At 59.2% G+C, this 20,082-nt stretch carries 16 protein-coding genes; 5 read left to right on the top strand and 11 right to left on the bottom strand.

All coding sequences use genetic code 11. The features are described 5' to 3' along the window. Positions 1-98 precede the first annotated feature (98 nt). On the top strand, positions 99-830 hold the full coding sequence (locus B2344_RS06505; protein ID WP_084333547.1) for a glycosyltransferase family 2 protein: 732 nt from the start codon (positions 99-101) through the stop codon (positions 828-830). Here the strand turns inward: B2344_RS06505 and B2344_RS06500 are convergent. Both B2344_RS06500 and ccrA read right to left on the bottom strand, forming a co-directional pair. Then, positions 827-1,180 carry a nuclear transport factor 2 family protein gene (locus B2344_RS06500; RefSeq protein ID WP_034817639.1) on the bottom strand — a complete coding sequence of 118 codons (354 nt, stop codon included), beginning with the start codon at positions 1,178-1,180 and terminating at the stop codon, positions 827-829. The genes B2344_RS06505 and B2344_RS06500 overlap by 4 nt on opposite strands. 11 nt (positions 1,181-1,191) lie before the next feature. Next, on the bottom strand, positions 1,192-2,448 hold the full coding sequence (gene ccrA, locus B2344_RS06495) for a crotonyl-CoA carboxylase/reductase (protein ID WP_034817636.1): 1,257 nt from the start codon (positions 2,446-2,448) through the stop codon (positions 1,192-1,194). Between the two features lie 162 nt (positions 2,449-2,610). Here ccrA and B2344_RS06490 point away from each other — a divergent pair, with 162 nt between their 5' ends. After that, complete coding sequence (locus B2344_RS06490; RefSeq protein WP_290484868.1) at positions 2,611-3,495, top strand: aminotransferase class IV; 885 nt, start codon at positions 2,611-2,613, stop codon at positions 3,493-3,495. On the opposite strand, the gene B2344_RS06485 is transcribed toward B2344_RS06490, so the two are convergent. Together B2344_RS06485 and B2344_RS06480 are read right to left on the bottom strand one after the other, a co-directional pair. Then, positions 3,441-3,743: a SemiSWEET transporter gene (locus tag B2344_RS06485; protein WP_034817631.1), complete on the bottom strand. Its 303-nt coding sequence runs from the start codon at positions 3,741-3,743 to the stop codon at positions 3,441-3,443. The two genes, B2344_RS06490 and B2344_RS06485, sit on opposite strands and share 55 nt — an antisense overlap. 113 nt (positions 3,744-3,856) lie before the next feature. Then, positions 3,857-4,375 carry a hypothetical protein gene (locus B2344_RS06480; RefSeq protein ID WP_290484867.1) on the bottom strand — a complete coding sequence of 173 codons (519 nt, stop codon included), beginning with the start codon at positions 4,373-4,375 and terminating at the stop codon, positions 3,857-3,859. Between the two features lie 125 nt (positions 4,376-4,500). Between B2344_RS06480 and B2344_RS06475 the strand changes: the two genes are divergently transcribed. Next, entirely contained in the window at positions 4,501-6,486 is a 1,986-nt protein-coding gene (locus tag B2344_RS06475; protein ID WP_290483387.1) for a protein meaA, read from the top strand. An 81-nt stretch (positions 6,487-6,567) separates the two neighbouring features. Further along, positions 6,568-7,992 carry a 30S ribosomal protein S6--L-glutamate ligase gene (gene rimK, locus B2344_RS06470; RefSeq protein ID WP_034817624.1) on the top strand — a complete coding sequence of 475 codons (1,425 nt, stop codon included), beginning with the start codon at positions 6,568-6,570 and terminating at the stop codon, positions 7,990-7,992. On the opposite strand, the gene B2344_RS06465 is transcribed toward rimK, so the two are convergent. The 4 genes from B2344_RS06465 to B2344_RS06450 form a co-directional block, all read right to left on the bottom strand. Continuing rightward, entirely contained in the window at positions 7,979-9,247 is a 1,269-nt protein-coding gene (locus tag B2344_RS06465) for a multidrug effflux MFS transporter (protein WP_242517444.1), read from the bottom strand. The two genes, rimK and B2344_RS06465, sit on opposite strands and share 14 nt — an antisense overlap. Before the next feature lie 130 nt (positions 9,248-9,377). After that, the gene (locus B2344_RS06460) at positions 9,378-9,950 is read right to left on the bottom strand and encodes a CC0125/CC1285 family lipoprotein (protein WP_034817622.1); all 573 of its coding nucleotides are present in this window, start codon (positions 9,948-9,950) and stop codon (positions 9,378-9,380) included. 167 nt (positions 9,951-10,117) lie between these two features. Then, positions 10,118-11,548, bottom strand: a complete 1,431-nt coding sequence (locus B2344_RS06455) for an aldehyde dehydrogenase family protein (protein WP_034817621.1) — start codon at positions 11,546-11,548, stop codon at positions 10,118-10,120. A 100-nt stretch (positions 11,549-11,648) separates the two neighbouring features. Continuing rightward, entirely contained in the window at positions 11,649-13,925 is a 2,277-nt protein-coding gene (locus tag B2344_RS06450) for an NADP-dependent malic enzyme (RefSeq protein WP_290483380.1), read from the bottom strand. Between the two features lie 172 nt (positions 13,926-14,097). On the opposite strand from B2344_RS06450, the gene mutS reads away from it, so the two are divergent. Beyond that, on the top strand, positions 14,098-16,797 hold the full coding sequence (mutS, locus tag B2344_RS06445) for a DNA mismatch repair protein MutS (RefSeq protein ID WP_290484866.1): 2,700 nt from the start codon (positions 14,098-14,100) through the stop codon (positions 16,795-16,797). Here mutS and B2344_RS06440 read toward each other — a convergent pair. From B2344_RS06440 to B2344_RS06430, 3 genes are all read right to left on the bottom strand, one after another. After that, positions 16,780-18,000, bottom strand: coding sequence for an FAD-dependent oxidoreductase (locus B2344_RS06440; protein ID WP_082823436.1), 1,221 nt, complete (start codon positions 17,998-18,000; stop codon positions 16,780-16,782). The genes mutS and B2344_RS06440 overlap by 18 nt on opposite strands. Position 18,001: 1 nt before the next feature. Further along, positions 18,002-19,300 (bottom strand): TAXI family TRAP transporter solute-binding subunit, encoded by a 1,299-nt coding sequence (locus B2344_RS06435; protein WP_067327325.1) that lies wholly within the window; start codon positions 19,298-19,300, stop codon positions 18,002-18,004. A 311-nt stretch (positions 19,301-19,611) separates the two neighbouring features. Then, positions 19,612-20,076 (bottom strand): 23S rRNA (pseudouridine(1915)-N(3))-methyltransferase RlmH, encoded by a 465-nt coding sequence (locus B2344_RS06430; protein WP_067327323.1) that lies wholly within the window; start codon positions 20,074-20,076, stop codon positions 19,612-19,614. Positions 20,077-20,082: the final 6 nt, after the last annotated feature.

The raw sequence follows: 20,082 nt of genomic DNA, 5'->3' as shown, positions 1-20,082 counted from the left end.
AAATGCGCCGCAGGGCTCGCCTTGCGTCAAATCGCTTTGTATGAGCGTGCGAAACCTGCCTCGCGCGCTCGCGAGCCCCTGCCTGAAAGGTGCCAGCCGTGGCCCAGTCGCTTGAATTTTCCATCGTTGTTCCGGTTCATAATGAATCCGGCAATGTCGAATCCCTGATCACCGAGATTCACCGCGCGCTCGATGGGCGCGCATTCGAAATGGTGTTCGTCGATGATGCGTCGACCGATGACACGCGGGCACGCCTGATCGAACTGAAGGAGCGCTTTCCGATGTTGCGCGTGATCGGGCACCGCAACAATGCCGGGCAGAGCCGGGCCATCCGTTCCGGAATAATGGCGGCGCGCGCGCCGGTGATTGGCACGCTGGATGGCGATGGACAGAACGATCCAGCCGATCTGCCAGACCTGTACCGCCAGCTGACGCGGGCAGATGCGCCGGAATCGCTGAAAATGGTTATGGGCCGCCGCACCAAGCGTAAAGACACTGCCTGGAAGCGGTTTGGCAGCAGTTTTGCCAACAAGATCCGCAAACGCCTGCTGCGGGATGATTGCGACGATGCCGGCTGTGGCGTGAAGGCGATCTATCGGGAAGCCTTCCTGAGGTTGCCCTATTTCGATCATATCCATCGCTACGTCCCTGCCCTGATGCAGGCCGAAGGCTTCGATGTGGAATATCGCGACGTGAATCATCGCGAGCGTCGTAGCGGAACATCGAACTATACGAATTTTGGCCGATTGGCCGATGCCCTGTCCGATTTGCGGGGCGTTATGTGGTTGGTCCGCCGTCGGCGCAATCCGGGCGGCATGGACGAGCTTTAGCCGTAGGTCGCGACAGCGATACAGATTTCGCCATCCTCATCGAAAATAAAAGTTTCAGCCGCGTTCTGGCCGCGATGGTTGGTGTAAAGCAACGTGATCGCGTCTGATCCGGTCAACACGTCTTCCAGTTCAAAATACAGATCACTCGCGCTGGCCATTGCGGCCTGCCAGTATTTGCGCAGCCCCGCTTTTCCAGTCAGGAAATCCTCATCCGTCCCCATCACCAGCGCAATGCGCGGCGAATGGAACACGACCCCGTCGGCATAGTGCGACAGCACAGCGTCGAGGTCGTGATCATTCCAGGCTGCTACCCATTCACGGGCAAACGAATCAGCGTCCGGTCTGGCCATACGGCCTGTTACTAGGCTTGGCCGTTTACCGCCAGAACATCTTCAACCGTTCGGAGACCCGGCTTTGGTGAGGTCACCAGAACAGCCATGTTTCCAGGCAGATGCTTGTTGTCCAGCATCTTGTCGTGCGCGGCCGGAATGTCTTCCCACGGGAAGACTTCGGACATGCCCGGATCAATGCGCCGGTTGATCACCAATTGGTTCGCGGCGCTTGCCTGTTTCAGGTTTGCGAAATGGCTGCCCTGTACCCGCTTCTGCCGCATCCAGAGGAAGCGCGCATCCATGGTCAGGTTGAAGCCGGTCGTGCCGGCGCAGATGACGACCATGCCGCCACGCTTCACAACGAACACAGACACAGGGAAAGTCGACTCACCCGGATGTTCGAAGACGATGTCGACATCCTTCTTGTCAGTGAGTTCCCAGATCGCCTTGCCGAACTTTCGGCTCTCTTTCATATAGTCATTGAATTCCGGACCATTCACCGTTGGCAGCTGCCCCCAGCAATTGAAGTCCTTGCGGTTGAGCACGCCTTTGGCACCGAGACTGAGCACATGCTCTTTCTTGTCATCGCTTCCGACGACCCCAATCGCGTTCGCCCCCGTGACAGCACAAAGCTGGACACCGAAGCTGCCAAGGCCGCCCGAGGCGCCCCAGACAAGGACATTGTCTGCCGGCTTCACGATGTGCGGGCGGTGGCCGAACAGCATGCGGTAGGCTGTGGCAAGCGTCAGTGTGTAGCAGGCGCTCTCTTCCCAGGTCAGATGCTTGGGGCGCGGCATGCATTGGCGCGCCTGCACGCGGCAGAATTGGGCGAAGGAGCCGTCTGGAGTTTCGTAGCCCCAGATACGCTGACTGGGCGAGAACATCGGGTCGCCGCCATTACATTCCTCGTCGTCGCCATCATCCTGGTTGCAGTGGATGACCACTTCGTCACCCGGCTTCACGCGTGTCACTTTGCGACCGACAGCCCATACGATCCCGGACGCGTCGGACCCTGCAACGTGGAAATCCTGCTTGTGAACGTCGAATACGGACATCGGCTCGCCAAGTGCGGCCCAGATGCCATTATAGTTCACGCCAGCTGCCATCACGAGCACCAGCACTTCGTCGGAATCGATTTCCGGAACCGGAACCTGCTCCAGTTGCATCGCCGTTGATGGACGTCCGTGACGGTCCCGGCGGATCGCCCAAGCGTGCATCATCTTCGGAACGTGGAACTCCGGCGGGATCTCGCCGAGCTCGTAAATATCTTTGGTTTCCCTTGCCATGGCAGGGGGGCCCTCCTCCTTGATTACATTTCCGGGATGGTCTGGCGCACAATTATTCGTGGCTTCACAAACCACCCGGTTCCCGCCACCTTGGCCGCTGAACGAAGAGCTTGCAAGAATTTTGTTGCGCTGCACAAATTTCGAAAAAGGGGCGTTGCAATCATGTCTATCGGCGACACGGTTTATCTGAACGGAGTCTTCACCCAGCGGAAAGACGCCCTGATCTCCCCGCTGGACCGGGGATTCCTGTTTTCCCACGCAGCCTATGAAGTGACCGCTGTTTACGGCGGAAAACTGATCGATTTCGAAGGTCATGTGTCGCGCCTCGGCAACACGCTGGAAGCAATTTCGATCCCTAACCCACATGACGCGGCCGCGTGGGAGGACATTCACAGCCAGTTGATCGCCCGCAACGGCCTTTCAGAGGGACTGATCTATCTCGAAGTTTCAGCAGGCGCCTACGACTCCCGGGATTTTGCTGGCCCGGAGACCTTCACACCCACAATTTTCCTGTATGCGGATCATCGCCCCCTGATCAGTGAGAAAGCCGAGCAGGGCATTCGCGCCATCTTCCTGAACGACATTCGCTGGCGTCGGCGCGATATCAAGACAACTCAACTCCTGTCGCAGGCCCTCGCCTACCGCGCTGCGCGCGAAGCCGGCGCCGAAACCGCGTTCATGGTCGAGGACGGCCACGTCACCGAAGCGGCCTCAGCCAATACATGGATCGTGACCGAGGAGGGCCGGATCATCACGCGCAATCTGTCCAGCGACATACTGCCCGGAATTACGCGCGCCCATGTCATTGCCCGGCTTCGCAATCAGGGACTGGATATCGAGGAGCGCGCCTTCACACCGGATGAGGCATACGCTGCCAAGGAGATTTTCACGACCTCAGCGGGGGCTATGATTGCGCCTGTCATACAGCTGGAGGATCGACCGGTCGGCACCGGCAAGCCGGGCGCTGTTACGCGGCAAGTACAGCGCCTCTATTATGAGGCGATTGGCGCTGATGTGGAAAAGGTCGCGGCTTGGGCTTTGGCCTGAAGCGAGTGACGCACTTTGAGGGCCAGGATCATACTGGCCAACAGCAGCGTAACGCTATTGGCCACGATCATGGGGAGCGATCCCAACAGAATGCCATAGACCAGCCAACCTGCGACGCCGGTAGTGAACATCGCATACATGATCAGCGAAATCCCATCAGTCCTTCCGGTGCGAATGACCATCAGGGCCTGAGGCAGGAAAGACAGGGTCGTCAGAGCTGCGGCCATCAGGCCAATCATGTCAGACATTGAGGGGAAATTCCTTTAGAGCCCGCGCCGTATAGCCGATTTGCAGCCCTCACGAAACCGCTTGGAATCGCATGGTGCTCATGAATGTTTGCGGTAACGAGACCATACCCGTTTCAGTCGCGGTCGATCACTTCGCCTTCGATGATTTCACCCGGCCCTTCGCCAGCCTGAGACGCCCCGCCCGGCGGCGTGATATTGGCGTTCATCTGGGCCACGACACTCGACACTTCCCGGGTCGCCATGCGCGCGCTGATGGCATTGGCCAGCAGAGCAACGCCAGCCACGGCAGAAAAAAGACCAAGATCAGTCAGACCGAGCCCCCGCGCCAGAATGGTCTCACGAAACAGAGCGAGCACGCCAAGGCTGACAATGAACAGGCCAGCCAGAAAGCCTGCTCGCACAGCAAAGCCGGGCCATAATCCCGTGATGGCGGGGTACCCCTCATTCCCGGACAACCGGTGCAGTCGAAACCGCTCGACCCAGCTGACCGCCAACATGCCCGCTGCGAGCAAGGCGACCATGAGCACACTACGCTCCATCAGCGCTGCAATCACCACACCGACCGGAAAGGCCAGGATAGCGACAATCCGCAAAAGCAGGGCAGTCTGGATCACATTGGTCGGTGGGTTCACGGCAATCTCCTCTCGCCTACATCTGGTTGTTCAGACATCCTGACGCAAGCAGCAGCGCTTGCCTTGTGACGTTGCACGCGGCATGCTGCGCCGCAACATAACAAGGGGAGAATTCCGTGGCAGACATGGATAAAGCATACCAGCACGCACCGGACCGCCCGTGGATTTTCCGGACCTATGCCGGACATTCAACGGCAACAAAATCCAACGAACTGTATCGCGGCAACCTCGCCAAGGGTCAGACAGGCTTGTCGATTGCCTTCGACCTGCCCACCCAGACCGCGTATGACGCAGACCACATCCTCTCCAAGGGCGAAGTTGGCAAAGTGGGCGTGCCGGTCAAGCATCTCGGCGACATGCGCCTCCTGTTCGACCAGCTGCCGCTGGAAGAGATGAACACATCAATGACGATCAATGCGCCAGCCGCCTGGATGCTGGCGCTGTATGTGGCACTGGCGGATGAGCGCGGAGATGATCGCAAGAAACTGCGCGGCACCACTCAGAATGACATTGTGAAGGAATACCTCTCGCGCGGCACCTATGTATTCCCGCCGGAACCGAGCCTGCGTCTGATCTCGGATATGGTCAGCTGGTGCTACACCGAGGTCCCGAAATGGAATCCGATGAATGTCTGCTCTTACCATTTGCAGGAAGCGGGCGCGACGCCGGAACAGGAACTCGCCTATGCTTTGGCCACGGCAATCTCGGTGCTGGATACCGTAAAAGCCGGAGGGCAGGTTCCGGAATCAGACTTTGAAACGGTCTTCGGTCGAATTTCCTTCTTCGTGAACGCCGGAGTTCGTTTCGTTACGGAACTTTGTAAGATGCGTGCCTTTGTGGAACTCTGGGAAGAGATTGGCCGCGAACGCTATGGCGTGACCAGTCCGAAGGCGCTGCTATTCCGCTATGGCGTGCAGGTGAACTCGCTTGGCCTGACCGAGCCGCAGCCTGAAAACAATGTCTATCGCATCCTGATCGAGGCAATGGCCGTCACCCTGTCGAAGAAGGCTCGCTGCCGGGCCCTGCAGCTGCCGGCCTGGAATGAGGCGCTGGGCCTGCCACGCCCGTGGGACCAGCAATGGTCGCTGCGTCTGCAGCAGATCCTCGCCTATGAAACAGACCTCCTGGAATACGAAGACATCTTCGACGGCAGCCATGTCATCGCATCCAAAACAGAAGAGCTGAAGGCGCTGGCCCGGGATACGCTGGCTGACCTCGATGCGCGGGGCGGCGCAATCCAGTCCATCGACCATATGAAGGAGAGCCTCGTCGGCGCACATATTGATCGCATCAAGGCGATTGAGAGCGGTGATCTGACCGTGGTTGGCGTCAACCGCTATGTCGAGACGGCGGAGAGCCCACTCGCAGGCGGCGACGGATCGATCCAGACGGTCGACCCGGCAGAGGAATCCGCTCAGGTTCGCGACCTGAAAGAATGGCGCAGCAAACGCGATGCAAGCGCCGTTGAAAATGTGCTCGCAGCGCTGAAGCAAGCCGCACAGGACGGGACCAATATCATGGAGCCCTCGATTGCCTGCGCGAAGGCCGGCGTCACGACAGGTGAATGGGGTACGGCAATGCGGGACGTGTTTGGCGAATTCCGAGCACCCACGGGCGTCGCCATGGTTATCAAGACCGATGGCGAGGAAGATGCGGCCGCTGTCCGCAAGGACGTCGAGCGTGTTTCCGAAGCGCTCGGGCGCCAGCTGACCTATGTGCTCGGCAAGCCGGGCCTCGACGGCCATTCCAACGGCGCCGAACAGATCGCGGCACGGGGCCGGGAAGTCGGCATGAATGTCGTCTATGAGGGCATCCGGTTCACGCCGTCGGAGATTGCTGCGCAGGCCAAAGAAGCGAATGCACATGTCGTTGGGCTGTCCATTCTCTCTGGCAGCCACCTTGATCTGGTACGCGAAACAATTGCCGAGCTGCGCGCGGTCGGCCTCGGAGACGTGCCGGTCGTCATCGGCGGCATCATTCCGCCGGAAGATGCCCGTGCCCTGCGCCAGATGGGCATTGCCCGTGTCTACACGCCCAAGGATTTCAAGATCACCGAAATCATGGGCGACGTGGTCGGAATCGTCGAGAAAGCCTGGCTGGTCGAAGGCTGATCCGCTGCGTTCTGCGGATAAGAGATTGAATACCTGCCGGTTCACCTTTATCGGGCGCGAACTGGCAGGAAGGCTTTCATAATGTCGCAATCAGACCCGTTCCAACTCGGCTGGGAAGAGTGGCTGACTCTGCCCGATCTCGGCTTGCCCGCGATCAAGGCGAAGGTGGATACCGGCGCGCGCACGTCTGCGCTGCACGCCAGCGTCATTGAGCCATTCGGGCCTGCCGATGCACCACAGGTGAGATTCCTGATCCAACCGGACCCGAGTGATCCGGGCTTGGAAATCACATGTTCCGCGCCGGTTGTAGACCGCCGCGACGTGACCAGCTCCAATGGGGACACCGAGCTGCGTTATGTGATCCAGACCGATGTCGAGATGGGCGGACGCCGCTGGCCGATCCAGCTGACGCTGACCAATCGCGAGAGCATGACCTACCGCATGCTGTTCGGCCGCGGCGCGATTCAGCCGGACATGATCGTCAACGCAAACGCGTCTTTCCTTCAGCCGAAACTCGACTTTGCAGCCTATGCGGGCCTGCCAAAAAAGAAGCCCGTCAAACGTCCATTGCGCATTGCGTTGCTCACGCGCGAGCCGCGGAATTATTCAAGTCTGCGCCTCATCGAAGCGGCACAGGAGCGAGGCCACGTGATCGAGGCCATCGATACCGCACGCTGTTACATGCAGATTGGCACGACACATCCGCAAGTCCACTATGATGGCAAGGCACTGCCCCGCTATGACGCGGTGATTCCGCGCATCGGGGCAGGGATTACAGATTACGGCTTGGCCGTGCTGCGACAGTTCACCAATACCGGCGCATTCTGCTTGAACAGTGCCAGTGCGATCGGCCATTCGCGCGACAAGCTGATGGCGCACCAACTGCTTGCCCGCGCCAAGATCGACATGCCGGTCACGGCCTTTGCGCACAGTCCGAAAGACACCAAGGATCTGATCTCGCTGGCGGGAGGCGCGCCTGTGGTGGTGAAATTGCTCTCATCCACGCAAGGCAAGGGCGTCGTGCTCGCCGAGACCCGCAAGGCTGCGGAAAGCCTGATTGATGCCTTCCGGGGTCTGGAAGCAAACTTTCTGGTACAGGAATTCGTCGAAGAAGCTGCAGGCACCGATGTTCGGGCGTTCGTCGTCGGCAACAAAGTGGTCGGCGCAATGAAGCGCCAGGCCCAGAAGGGCGAGTTCCGCTCAAACCTCCATCGCGGCGGAACAGCCTCAACCATCAGGCTGTCCCGCACCGAACGCGACACGGCCCGGGAGGCCGCCAAAGTACTGGGTTTGCGCGTCGCAGGTGTCGACCTGCTGCAAACCGAAAAAGGCCCCAAAGTGCTGGAAGTAAACTCTTCGCCGGGTCTCGAAGGCATCGAATCGGCCAGCGGCAAAGACATTGCCGGCCTGATCATCGAGCATCTGGAAAGCCAGGTTCGGCCCTTGTCTCGCATTCGCGAACCGGCCGCCCGAAAGCGCCGGCAAGCCAAGCTCAGCGAGAGCTGAACAATTTGCCCTTCTCGGTGATCAATACGATCACGAGCGAGCCCACCCCAAGACACGCAAACCCGAGAACGAGCGGCACCGTCGTGCCATTGTAGTAGCTTCCGATCAGAATTCCGAGAATGCTCGAAACTGTCGTCGTGGCGAAGCCGTAAGCTGCGGAAGCCGTGCCTGCAATCTTGCCTAACGGCTCCATGGCGAGCGCCGAGAAGTTTGCACCCATCAGGCCAAAACAGGCAAATGTCATCGCGAACATCGGGAAAAACCATAACAGGCTCTCGCCGAAGAAATGCGTCACCAGCGCCAGCGACGTCGACATGATGATGAAGAACACCATTGCGGCATGACTGATGCGGCGCATGCCAATTCTTTCAACCACGCGGGAGTTGAACAGATTTGCGCATGCGAGCGCACCTGCCACACCAGCAAACCAGAACGCGAATGTTTCTTCCTGGCCGAAGACATCCCGAAAGATCTGCTCTGAAGATCCGATAAATGAGAACAATGCGCCGAATATGACACCGGAAGCGCACATGTAACCGAACGTGATGCGACTACGTATGACTGCCATATAGCTGCTGGCGGCAGACGAAACATTCAGAGGATTGCGCGCCTCGGGCGCCAGGGTTTCTGGCAAGCGCAACCATGTCCATGCAAGCAAAAGCCCGCCGAACAAGGCAAGGACGCCGAATATCCATTGCCAGGGGGCGACGAACAGGATCAGCTGACCCATGGCAGGCGCGATCATGGGCACAACCATGAAAATGGTCATGACCAATGACATGAAACCCGCCATACGCCGGCCTGCATAAAGATCACGGACGACCGAAACAGCCACAAGCCGGGCGCCTGAAGCAAAAACGCCCTGCAGGAAACGCGCAGCAAGCAGCGCATGAAAATCCTTTAGCGCGATACAGAGTAGCGCAGTCAGCGAGTAACCAACCAATCCGACGAACAAGGGGACGCGCCGACCGAAGCGGTCGGAGATCGGCCCCCAAACGAGTTGAGGCGCGCCGAAGCCCAATACATAGGAAAACACAATCATCTGCTGACGATTGGCATCCTCCGGGGAAGCACCTGTCAGACCGATCGAATCCGCGATCTCACCCAGTGCAGGCAGCATGATGTCAATGGCGAGCGCGTTAAGCGCCATCAGCGCCGCAACCATGACGACCATCTCCGTGCGCCCCGGCACAGGTCGACCATGGGCACCTTGCAAGGTGCGCGGCTCAGGAACGGGCATTTCAGAGTCCGGCATGGGTTCGACAGGCTTTCTTGAGATTCTCAAGGGCCCTATCTGGGCCTCCTGCAAAGGAATGGCCAGTGTCCAGACCAGAAAAAAGCCCCGCCAAATGGCGGGGCTGCAATGCGAATTCGCGGGTCGACGACTATTTCAGCTCCGGTCTCATGATGTTTGGGCTGAGATTGAAGACAACTTGCTCTGCATCAAAATAGGCGGCATCGGCGGGCTTTTCGCCCTTACCCATAAGGATTTCTGCAGACGCGACATAGCTCGTCCGCTCACGGTATTCCCGTGGGCCGCCCCAATAAGCGTCATAAGGTCCAAACGCAGAATAGCGAGACCGACGGAATGGGTCATGATAGTAGGCCGCATAAGGGCCGAAGTATCTGTAATTCAGGTGGAAATGGTCGTAATAGGGCGAGCCTCCGCCAACCGGCACAAGGCGGCTTTCAGAATCTGTGTCGCGGCGTACGACCCGGAAGTGGTCATACCCGTTCAGTCGGGTCAGCTCCGCAGCCCGGTAGAGCAAATAGGTCTCTACGGTCTTTCGATCTGTCAGGGAGTTTCCGGAAAACTCGACCTGGAACCGATTGTCCTCGATCTTCATTTCCGAATAGCCGCGATCGCCATCCAGAGCGGCCTGATATGGCGTTGCGGTCGCGCAGGCGCCGAGCACGGCCAAGGCAGCGATTGCACCTGTAAGCTTGAATTTGGGCATGGAATATCACCCTCCAAAGCGATGTTTCCTGTAATGTATGGGGGAAGTTAGCTGAACACTAGTTGAATTGGCTTCACAATTCAGAGAGCCGCCTGATCGATGTCAATCAGGCAAACAAAAAGGGCGACCCGAAGGCCGCCCCATAATATTTTCAGCCGTGAAACCGACTAGGCGGCCTTGTAGCCCATGACTGCCTTGACTTCGAGAAACTCCTCAAAGCCATGCTCGCCCCATTCCCGGCCGTTGCCGGATTGGCCGTAGCCACCGAATGGTGCCGTGAAGTCTGGCCGCGCACCATTGACCTGAATCTGACCGGCACGAATGCGGTTGGCCACTTTGCGGGCTTCATCTTCAGCGCCCTGCACATAGCCTGCCAGGCCATAGACTGTGTCATTGGCCATTTCGACAGCGTCATCCACATCCTCATATGGGATCATGACGAGCACTGGCCCGAAGATTTCCTCACGCGCAATGGTCATGTCATTGGTGACATTCGCAAACACGGTTGGACGCGCGAAATAGCCCTTGTTGAAGCCTTCCGGACGGCCTGGTCCACCGGCGACCAGCGTCGCGCCTTCCTTGATGCCGGTCTCGATCAGATCCTGAACCTTCTGGTACTGGTTGCCGTTCGAAATCGGACCGATAGCGCCCGGTGAGGCTTCACCTGGCATCATCACTTTTACCGATTCAGCCGCTGCCTTTGCGATCGCAATCGCCTGGTCCTGCTGGTCCTTCTGGACGAACATGCGCGATGGCGCGTTACAGGACTGACCCGTATTCGTCATCATCTGCATAACACCGCCACCGACAGCCTTCTCGAGGTCTGCGGATGGCAGGATAATATTCGGGCTCTTGCCGCCGAGTTCCTGTGCGACGCGCTTTACGGTCGGCGCAGCCGCCTGAGCCACAAGCACACCTGCGCGTGTGGAACCGGTGAAGCTCATCATGTCGACGTCAGGGTGTGAGGACAGCGCCGAACCGACACCCGGACCATCTCCGTTGACGAGGTTGAATACGCCCTTCGGCACACCGGCCTCGTGCATGATTTCCGTCAGGATCATCGCGTCGAGCGGCGCGATTTCGGACGGCTTGAGCACCATGGTGCACCCTGCAGCAATTGCCGGAGCAACCTTGCAGGCGATCTGGTTCAGCGGCCAGTTCCAAGGCGTGATGAATCCGCAAACGCCGATTGGCTCCTTGCGAAGCAGCGTCGTACCCTTCAGCTCCTCGAACTGATAATCACGCAGAATGGCTGCAGTGGTCGCAAAATGCCCCATACCGGCAGGCACTTGCGCCGCATTGGCAAGCCACATCGGCGCGCCCATCTCGTTCGAGATCGCTTCTGCCATTTCCGGCATACGCGCCTGAATGCCTGCAGCGATCTTTTCGAGCAGCTCGGCGCGGTATTCCACGCTGGTCTGCGAAAATGCCGGGAAAGCCTTCCGAGCTGCGGCAACGGCCTTATCGACATCGGCCTTGGAACCAATCGAAATGACCGCGAAGTTTTCTTCAGTGGCTGGGTTCTCGATTTCCAACGTGCGCGGCTCAACGGGATCAACCCATGCACCGTCGATATAGAACTGCTTGTATTCCTTCATGCCGTTCGGGCCTCCCTGTGGTCCATATGCTTGGTATGACTATAGGTGAGCCACTCGCCGCCTGCGAGTCCTGACGCTGGGGAATTTCGTGACGATGACGTTAGCCGCCGTGCACGTGATCCACATCAAAGGCCGCAATCGTTGCGAGGTTCACAATGTCACCGACCGTTGCGCCGAGCGATGCAATCTGTACCGGCTTTTCTAGACCCAGCAGCATTGGCCCAATCACCGTGGCGCGGCTCATCGATTCCAGAAGCTTGGTCGAGATAGATGCGGCGTGAATGGCTGGCATGACCAACACATTTGCCGGACCAGTCAGGCGCGAGAATGGGTAGAGCAGCTTGTGGCTGGTGTTCAACGCAACATCCGCGCTCATGTCACCTTCATATTCGAAGTCGACATCCTTCATGCCATCCAAGATGGCAACGGCATCGCGCACCTTTTCGCCGCGCTCGCCCATCGGGTTGCCGAAGGTCGAATAGGACAGGAATGCCACGCGCGGCGAGAAGCCAAGTGAGCGGACGCCTCGGGCGGCCTCTATGGCGATATTGGCAAGGTCTTCGCCCTGCGGCAGCTCGGTGACGCTAGTGTCTGCGATGAAGACCGTCCGCCCCCGGTTAATCACCATCGACATGCCAATTATGGCCTGTCCCGGTATCGGATCGAGCACCAGCAGCGAGTCGTTCAAGGCGACGTCATAGTTACGGGTCACACCCGTGACCATGCCATCAGCGTCGCCATTCTTCAGCATGCAACAGCCGAAGACATTGCGGTCCTGGTTCACGAGACGCTGGGCATCCCGCTTCAAATAGCCGTCGCGCTGGAGGCGAGCATACAGCATGTCCGTGTAGACCGGATTGTTGTCAGACAGGCGCGCATTTAGAATCTCAAGTGTACCGGGCTGGATACCCATCTGCTCCATGGCGCGCTCGACCTGAGCCTCGCGACCAATCAGGATCGGATGACCAAGCCCCTGGTTCTTGAAGCTGAACGCGGCGCGAACGACGGCGGGCTCTTCACCCTCAGCAAACACGATGCGGCGCTGCAGCTCCTTACAGCGAGCCTGAACCCCCTGAATGAAGGAAGCGGACGGATCCGCGCGGCGGGCCAGCGAATGCCGGTAGGCTTCCATGTCATCAATCGGTTTGCGAGCCACGCCGGTATCCATGGCGGCCTGCGCCACGAAAGGCGGAATGAAGCTGATCAGGCGCGGATCAAACGGGGTTGGGATAATGTATTCACGCCCGAAGCTTGGGCGCGCGCCATGGTATGCAGCCGCCACTTCATCCGGCACGTCTTCGCGCGCCAGCTCAGCGATTGCCCGTGCAGCTGCAACCTTCATCTCTTCATTGATGCCACGCGCACGCACGTCCAGCGCGCCGCGGAAGATGTACGGGAAACCCAGAACATTGTTGACCTGATTGGGATAATCCGACCGGCCGGTGGCAATGATCGCATCATCACGAACCGACTTGATATCTTCCGGCGTGATTTCAGGGTCGGGATTGGCCATGGCGAAGATGATCGGGTCCTTGGCCATCGACTTGACCATCTCTTTCGAGACAGCGCCCTTCGCGGACAGGCCCAACAGCACGTCAGCGCCTTCGATTGCTTCTGCGAGCGTTCGCTTTGTGGTTTTTACGGCAAAGGCGGACTTGAACTGGTCCATCTTCTCGGTGCGTCCCTCATAGACAACACCGCTGGAGTCACACATCAGGATATTCTCAGGCTTCACGCCGAGATGGCGAATCAGTCCTGCACAGGAAAGACCGGCGGCCCCTGCCCCCGAGACGGCGACTTTCAGATCTTTCAGTTCCCGACCCGTAATGTGGCAGGCATTGATAAGGCCGGCCGCGGCAATAATCGCCGTGCCGTGCTGGTCATCATGAAACACCGGAATGTCGAGGTCTTCGCGCAGACGGCTCTCGATGATGAAACAGTCCGGAGACGAGATATCTTCCAGGTTGATGCCGCCCCACGTGGAACCGATGTTCCGGACCGTCATGATGAACTCTTCGACGTCTGTCGTGCTGACCTCGACGTCGAAACTGTCGATATCGGCAAACCGTTTGAACAGGACAGACTTGCCTTCCATCACCGGTTTGGACGCCATCGGCCCAAGATTGCCGAGGCCGAGGATGGCAGTACCGTTGGAAATGACCGCGACCAGATTGCCCTTGGCGGTATAATCGTAGGCCCGGTCTTCGTCTTCCGCGATGGCAAGCACGGGCACCGCAACGCCGGGACTATAGGCCAAAGACAGGTCACGCTGCGTACCCATAGGCTTGGTCGGCGCCATGGAGATCTTGCCGGCGTGTGGCTGCGAGTGAAAATCGAGGGCTTCCTGGTCTGTGAAGCTCGGCCGTTTAGTGGTCATCGCGCGGCAAATCCGTTTTTGCAAAAAGTTTCAATTGAGGCGGCAAACTAGGCCGGTGCGAAAGCCATGCCAACCGTAAAACGGGCCATTCGGTGCGATATGATCACTTTGTCGCGCGCAAGCTGGTGCGAGGCTTTGCGAATCTCCGGCACTGACGATAGCGTCCCGGCCCATGGCCGACACTTCTGCTCCCTCGAAACCCACTCCTGCGCCAAGCCCGTTCATGGCGCAATACCTGTCGATCAAGGCGCGGCATGAAGATGCCATGCTCTTCTTCCGGATGGGCGACTTTTACGAACTGTTCTTCGACGACGCGGTTCAGGCCTCGAAAGTGCTCGGCATAACGCTGACGTCACGAGGCGAGTACGAAGGCAAACCCATCCCCATGGCAGGCGTGCCCTATCATGCCGCCGAGGGTTATCTGGCGCGCCTGATCAAGGCCGGATGCCGGGTTGCCGTTTGCGAGCAGACAGAGAGCCCCGCAGAGGCCAAGAAGCGCGGATCGAAATCCATCGTAAACCGGGACATCGTCCGCATTGTTACGCCCGGAACGCTGACCGAAGACGCCCTACTGCCCGCTAATCAGGATCAGGCGCTGGCCGCGATTGCCATAGGAGGCGGCGGAGCCGAAGCGGCCATCGCCGTCTGCGATGTCTCCACCGGACGATTTGATGTCTCCGCGCTCGCAGCGAACACGCTTGCTGACAGCCTGATGGCTTATCCATTGTCTGAACTGTTGGTGTCCGAGGGCGATATCGACAAACCTGCCATCGCAAATGCGACTGCGCTCTCCACCGCACCAGTGACCTTCCGGCCCGCCCGCAGCGCGACGTACAAATCAGGCGAAGCCCTTCTCAAAGAAACATTCGGAATCGCTGCGCTGGAAGCGCTCGGCGACTTCGGCCGCGCAGAACTCGCAGCAATCGGCCTATTGCTGGATTACGTGAAGCTCACCCAAGCAGGCAGCGACATCCGATTGGACCCACCCATTCGAGCACGCGCAGAGGGCTATCTAGCGATTGATCCAGCAACCCGCACGAGCCTGGAGATCGACCGATCCATGCGCGGCGACCGCGACGGATCCCTGCTGGGCACAATCGACCGGACCGTCACCGCACCGGGCGCGCGGCTTCTGGCCTCGCGTCTTTCGCGTCCCTGTGTCGACCGGGTGGAGATTGATGCGCGGTATGACGCTGTGGCTTGGTTTGCGGATGATCGCGACGCGGTGGAATCCGTCCGTGCCAGCTTGAAGGCTGCGCCGGATCTGGAACGTGCGCGGACACGGTTGCGCCTCGGTCGGGGTGGGCCGCGCGACCTCGCCGCGATCGGGCGCGCACTGACTGCCGCACATGAAGCGGCAAGCCAACTGACAGCCAGCTCTGCGGGCCTGCCGCACAAAATCGATGAGGCTGTTGCCGCACTCGACCTGAGCAAGGACGAAGACCTCGCCACACTCGCGCGGGATTTGGAGACAGCCCTTTCGGAAAACCCACCCACGCTCGCCCGAGATGGCGGGTTCGTTGCACCCGGCTGGGACGAGGCGCTCGATGAAGCCCGTGGCCTGCGCGATGACAGCCGCCAGATCATCGCAGCGCTACAGGCTCGCTACGCTGACGAAACCGGCATCACCGCGTTGAAGATCAAGTTTAACAATGTGCTTGGCTATTTCGTCGATGTCCCGGCCCGCTATGGCGACCCGTTGATGAAGCCGCCTCTGTCCGAAACCTTCATCCATCGTCAGACCCTGGCCAGCAATGTGCGCTTCTCTACGCAGGAACTTTCTGAACTCGCGGGCAGGCTTTCCCGCGCAGAAGACGAAGCAAAAGCGCGTGAAATGTCCGTCTTCGAAGGGTTTTGTGAGCGAATCGATGCACTAAACTCGCCTCTATCCCGCACTGCAGGCGCCATTGCGGACCTCGATGTCGCGGCAGCCTCAGCAGAATGGGCGTTTGAGGTCGACGCGATCAGACCCGTACTGACAGAAGAAACCACATTTCACGCCACGGGGCTGCGCCACCCGGTGGTCGAAGCTGCGCTCAAGAAAGATGGCAAGGGATTTACCGCCAACGACCTGGGACTAAGTGCCGAGGGCGATTTCGGAACGCGCCTCCTGCTCGTGACTGGTCCGAACATGGCCGGTAAGTCCACCTATCTAAGACAAGCCGCGCTGGCCGTTATCCTGGCGCAAGCAGGGCTCTTCGTGCCTGCGCGATCCCTGACATTGGGCTTGGTCGATCGGATCTTTTCGCGCGTCGGCGCGTCCGACGATCTGGCACGCGGGCGATCCACCTTCATGGTGGAAATGGTTGAGACCGCCGCCATTCTCAATCAGGCTACGGAGCGCAGTTTCGTCATCATGGACGAGGTCGGCCGGGGCACATCAACCTGGGACGGTCTCGCCATCGCCTGGGCGGCAGTCGAGCACCTTCATTCGGTCAACAAGGCCCGGGCCCTGTTTGCCACTCACTATCATGAGCTGACCAAACTGGTTGAGGACTTGCCCGGTGCGGCCAACGCTTCGCTCCGCGCCAAGGAATGGAAAGATGACCTTGTCTTCCTGCATGAAGTTCAGGCCGGGCCGGCTGACAAGTCTTACGGCGTACAAGTGGCCAAGCTTGCAGGCCTTCCAAAGAAGGCCGTCAAACGGGCGGCGCAAATCCTGAAGCAGCTTGAGGCTGAACCTGACGCGCCCGAAAACCTGCCCCTCTTTGCTGCCGCATCTCTTGCGCCGATCACGGACGAGGACACTGCGGATCAGATAATTGGACCATCAGAATCCGACCTGTTGCTGCAACAGATTGACCCGGACTCCCTGACACCGCGTGAGGCGCTTGACTTGCTGTACCGCCTCAAATCACTCGGCAGTGAATGATACATCGCCAGCCTTGAGCCCAAGCCTGTTGAGCGGCCTGCCCATTCCACCCGACACCATGGCGGCGAGCACTTTCGGTGCGGGCGGTATCTTGCTGATCGGGGCCGCCAGCCAATCGCGTAACCATGCAAGCATCGTGGAATCGGACTGGTAGACCGGCGTGAAAAGCCAGCTCATAGTCTGGAACATTCTGACGTGTCCTGAGCGCATTGAAGTGTAGTGGCGCAATTGCCTGTCCAGATCGTCGTGGACGCACAATGCCCGCGACAGCGCATAAGCATCAAGCAAGGCCATGTTGGCCCCCTGGCCCAGTTGCGGGCTGGCCGCATGCCAGCTGTCGCCGATGTGCACCAGCCGCTGGTTTACGGCAGGCGCGTGTGTGCGATGGTCATATTCTGCATAGGTTAGCTGAGCGTGACTCTTCAACTGGTCCAGCAAGACAGCCGTTTCCGGCCAGAGCGCGACCGCCTCTGCTTTCCAAGCTGACAAGGAAGCCTGCTTCCATGCCTGATACTGATCCGTTCGGATGGACCAGAAATAGGTGAGCGTGTCCACGCCCTCTTCCTCTGAGCGGCCTGATGGCATAACCCCCGCCATCTGACGGGCCTGCCGGTAGCGTTGTGCCAAGGCGTTCCGCTCAAACCCATGTCCCTCCTGCCACGGAAGGGTTGCCCAGAGCGCGCCATATGCGAGCTGGCTGCGCGGACGAGATGAGAGCGGGGAGCGCACACCGAGTGCATCAACCACAAGATCAAACGGCCCCAACGTCTTTCCGTCCCCTGTGGTCAGGTAACCTCCCACGGCCTGAGCCGCGATGATCCGTGTGGACGGGACAATATTCGCGCCTGCCTCTCTGGCTGCTTGATACACCAGGTCAAACAGGACGGGACGCTGGATGGATATGCCCCGAAGGCTGGGCCGGATGGCATCATATCGGACATCCAACACGGTGCGCCCGGAATTGACCGCCTGACCATGCAGGCGCCGAATAGGCGCGCCCAGCGTTTCGGCTCGCTCACGCAAGCCGAGCTCGCCCAATATCGTCAGCCCCGTTTCTTGCAGGATCAGGCCAGACCCAACAGGTCCTGGCGCATCGAACTGGTCATAGACGGTGACGTCGTGGCCAGCTCGGGCAAGCAGAGCTGCCGCGGCCAGTCCCCCAATGCCGGCACCGGCAATGGCTATCTTTCGCAATGAAGTCATGTCAGCCGGCAACCTTCACCGGATTTCGCTCACGCACCAGTTGCTTGACGAACTCGACATGACTGCGAAGCCGGTAAAGATCGTCCGTATAGGAAAGCGGCACTTCAACGGCACCGATTTCTGCCTGCAGGGTTTCGAGTTCCTCCTGCACCTTGTCACGTTCCGCCTTGTTGTCCGTCGAACGTCCACGCTCTTCGAGCGCACGCAAGTCTTCATACCAGACATAGATTTTCCGGCGCACACGCCAGCGATAGATGGGGGGTGCGACCCGGACCAACGGGAAGAGCAAGGTCAGCAACGGGATTGCAAGCACCCAGGCCCTGTCCAGAAAATTCGCGACGTCGAACGAAAAGTAACGGCGCAGGAATGACGGACCGTCCTTGTAGTATCGACGTGCCTGTTCGCTGATGGGCAGATCGATCAGGTCCGGATCAGGATACTCCCCCGCCGGGGCCAGCAGCGTACCTTGGGAATGAATCGCCGTTGCAGCATCTATGAGAAGCGCTTCGATGGCCGGGTGCAAGTCCTTGCGGACGACGAGTTGAGCGACAGGTGCGACCAGGGGGATGTCTGTTGCTGGCAGATTCTTGCCGATATCCACAACGCCTCTCAGAAGGACAATATCTGACAGCGCCTCGTGTCGGCGCGCCAGGGCCGGAGCGCGGTCAAACGGAAGCAGTCGGACAACATCCGGACTGTTCAGCAATCGGTCCACATAAGATGCCTCCACCGAGGCAGAGAAAGCAGCAGCGTCCAGACTCCCGGACAGCAGGGCGTCCGCCGCCGCATTGCCCGAAAGCGGCAGCCGAGACGTTTCATCCCATTCGCCCCCGTAATCGGCCTCTAGCTCCAGGGCGAGCATGCGCGTGCCTGACCCGGCACCGCCAACTGCCATTCGAGCATCGTGAAGATCGCCCAACGTGTCAGCGGGAACATCATTCCGGACAAACACCCAGAAAGGCTCCGGAAACAGTCCTCCAATTGAGCGCAACTCTTCCTCATCGGACACAGTTGAGAGTCCGCCCTGCACAAGGCCGACATCAACCTCGGAATCATCCAGCAGGCGCAGATTGTCGATTGAGCCCTGCGTCTCCACCAGCACAACCTCCACCCCCTCTTCAGCGAGAAGACGCTGATAGCGTTCTGCAAAGGCATGATAGGCACCGCCCGGGCTGCCAGCGGCGAACCGGATGGTTTTCGGTGGCGCAGGGTCCATCAGCACCAGAGCCAGGAGCACGCCCGCAAAGGCAACGACGACCAGAGGCCAATAGACTTTCAGGAAGTCCTTCAATCCCGACATGGTAACCGCCTCCCACCGCGCTAGTTCGGTCGACTACTGCTCTAGGCCGGGAAATTGCAAGGATCAACAAAGTGTAAGGCTCTGCCCTGAAATCGCCTCATGCGTGCCGCGCATGGAACCTATTCCGTTACAAGAGTGTTCATCAATGTATCGAGGCACCATCTGGAGCCCAAGCGACCAGAAAGGACGATCCCGTGAGCCATCCCATATCCATCACACGACTATTGTCTGTTGCCGTTTTAGGGGTAATCGCGGCCGTAACATTTGCCATGGTCCTGATGCCACAGCCTTCACTCTACGCAGGTTGAGCCTTAATCCTTGTGATAAGGCGTCCCGGCGAGGATCGATACAGCGCGGTAAACCTGCTCTGTCACCATCACCCTGACAAAACGATGTGGCCAGGTCTGGGGTCCAAAAGCCAGAGTATCCGGAACGGCTGACTTCACCGCGTCGCCATAGCCCTCGGCTCCCCCAATCAGGAAAACGAGGTCAGGCACGCCCTGATCGCGCCATTTGGCGAGATTTTCAGAAAATTCGCGAGATCTTTGTGCCCGTCCGAACTCGTCCAGTCGGATACATTTGGCACCTGACGGTAGTTTGGCGAGAATCCGGTCCGCTTCAGCGTCCAGTCCGCCGCCGCTGGGCACTTCGATCTCTTCAATGCCGCGAAAGCCGAGGGATCGTGCGATCGGCCCTGCACGCTTGATATATTCATCGACAAGTTCGCGTTCCGGCCCGGCCTTTAGCCGCCCGACGACCAGAAAGATGATCCGCATGGTCGC

The sequence above is a fragment of the Hyphomonas sp. UBA3195 genome, from assembly GCF_002366485.1.
GTDB lineage: Bacteria > Pseudomonadota > Alphaproteobacteria > Caulobacterales > Hyphomonadaceae > Hyphomonas.
Note: the sequence above shows the minus strand (reverse complement) of the source record. Positions and strands in the feature narration are given on the sequence as shown.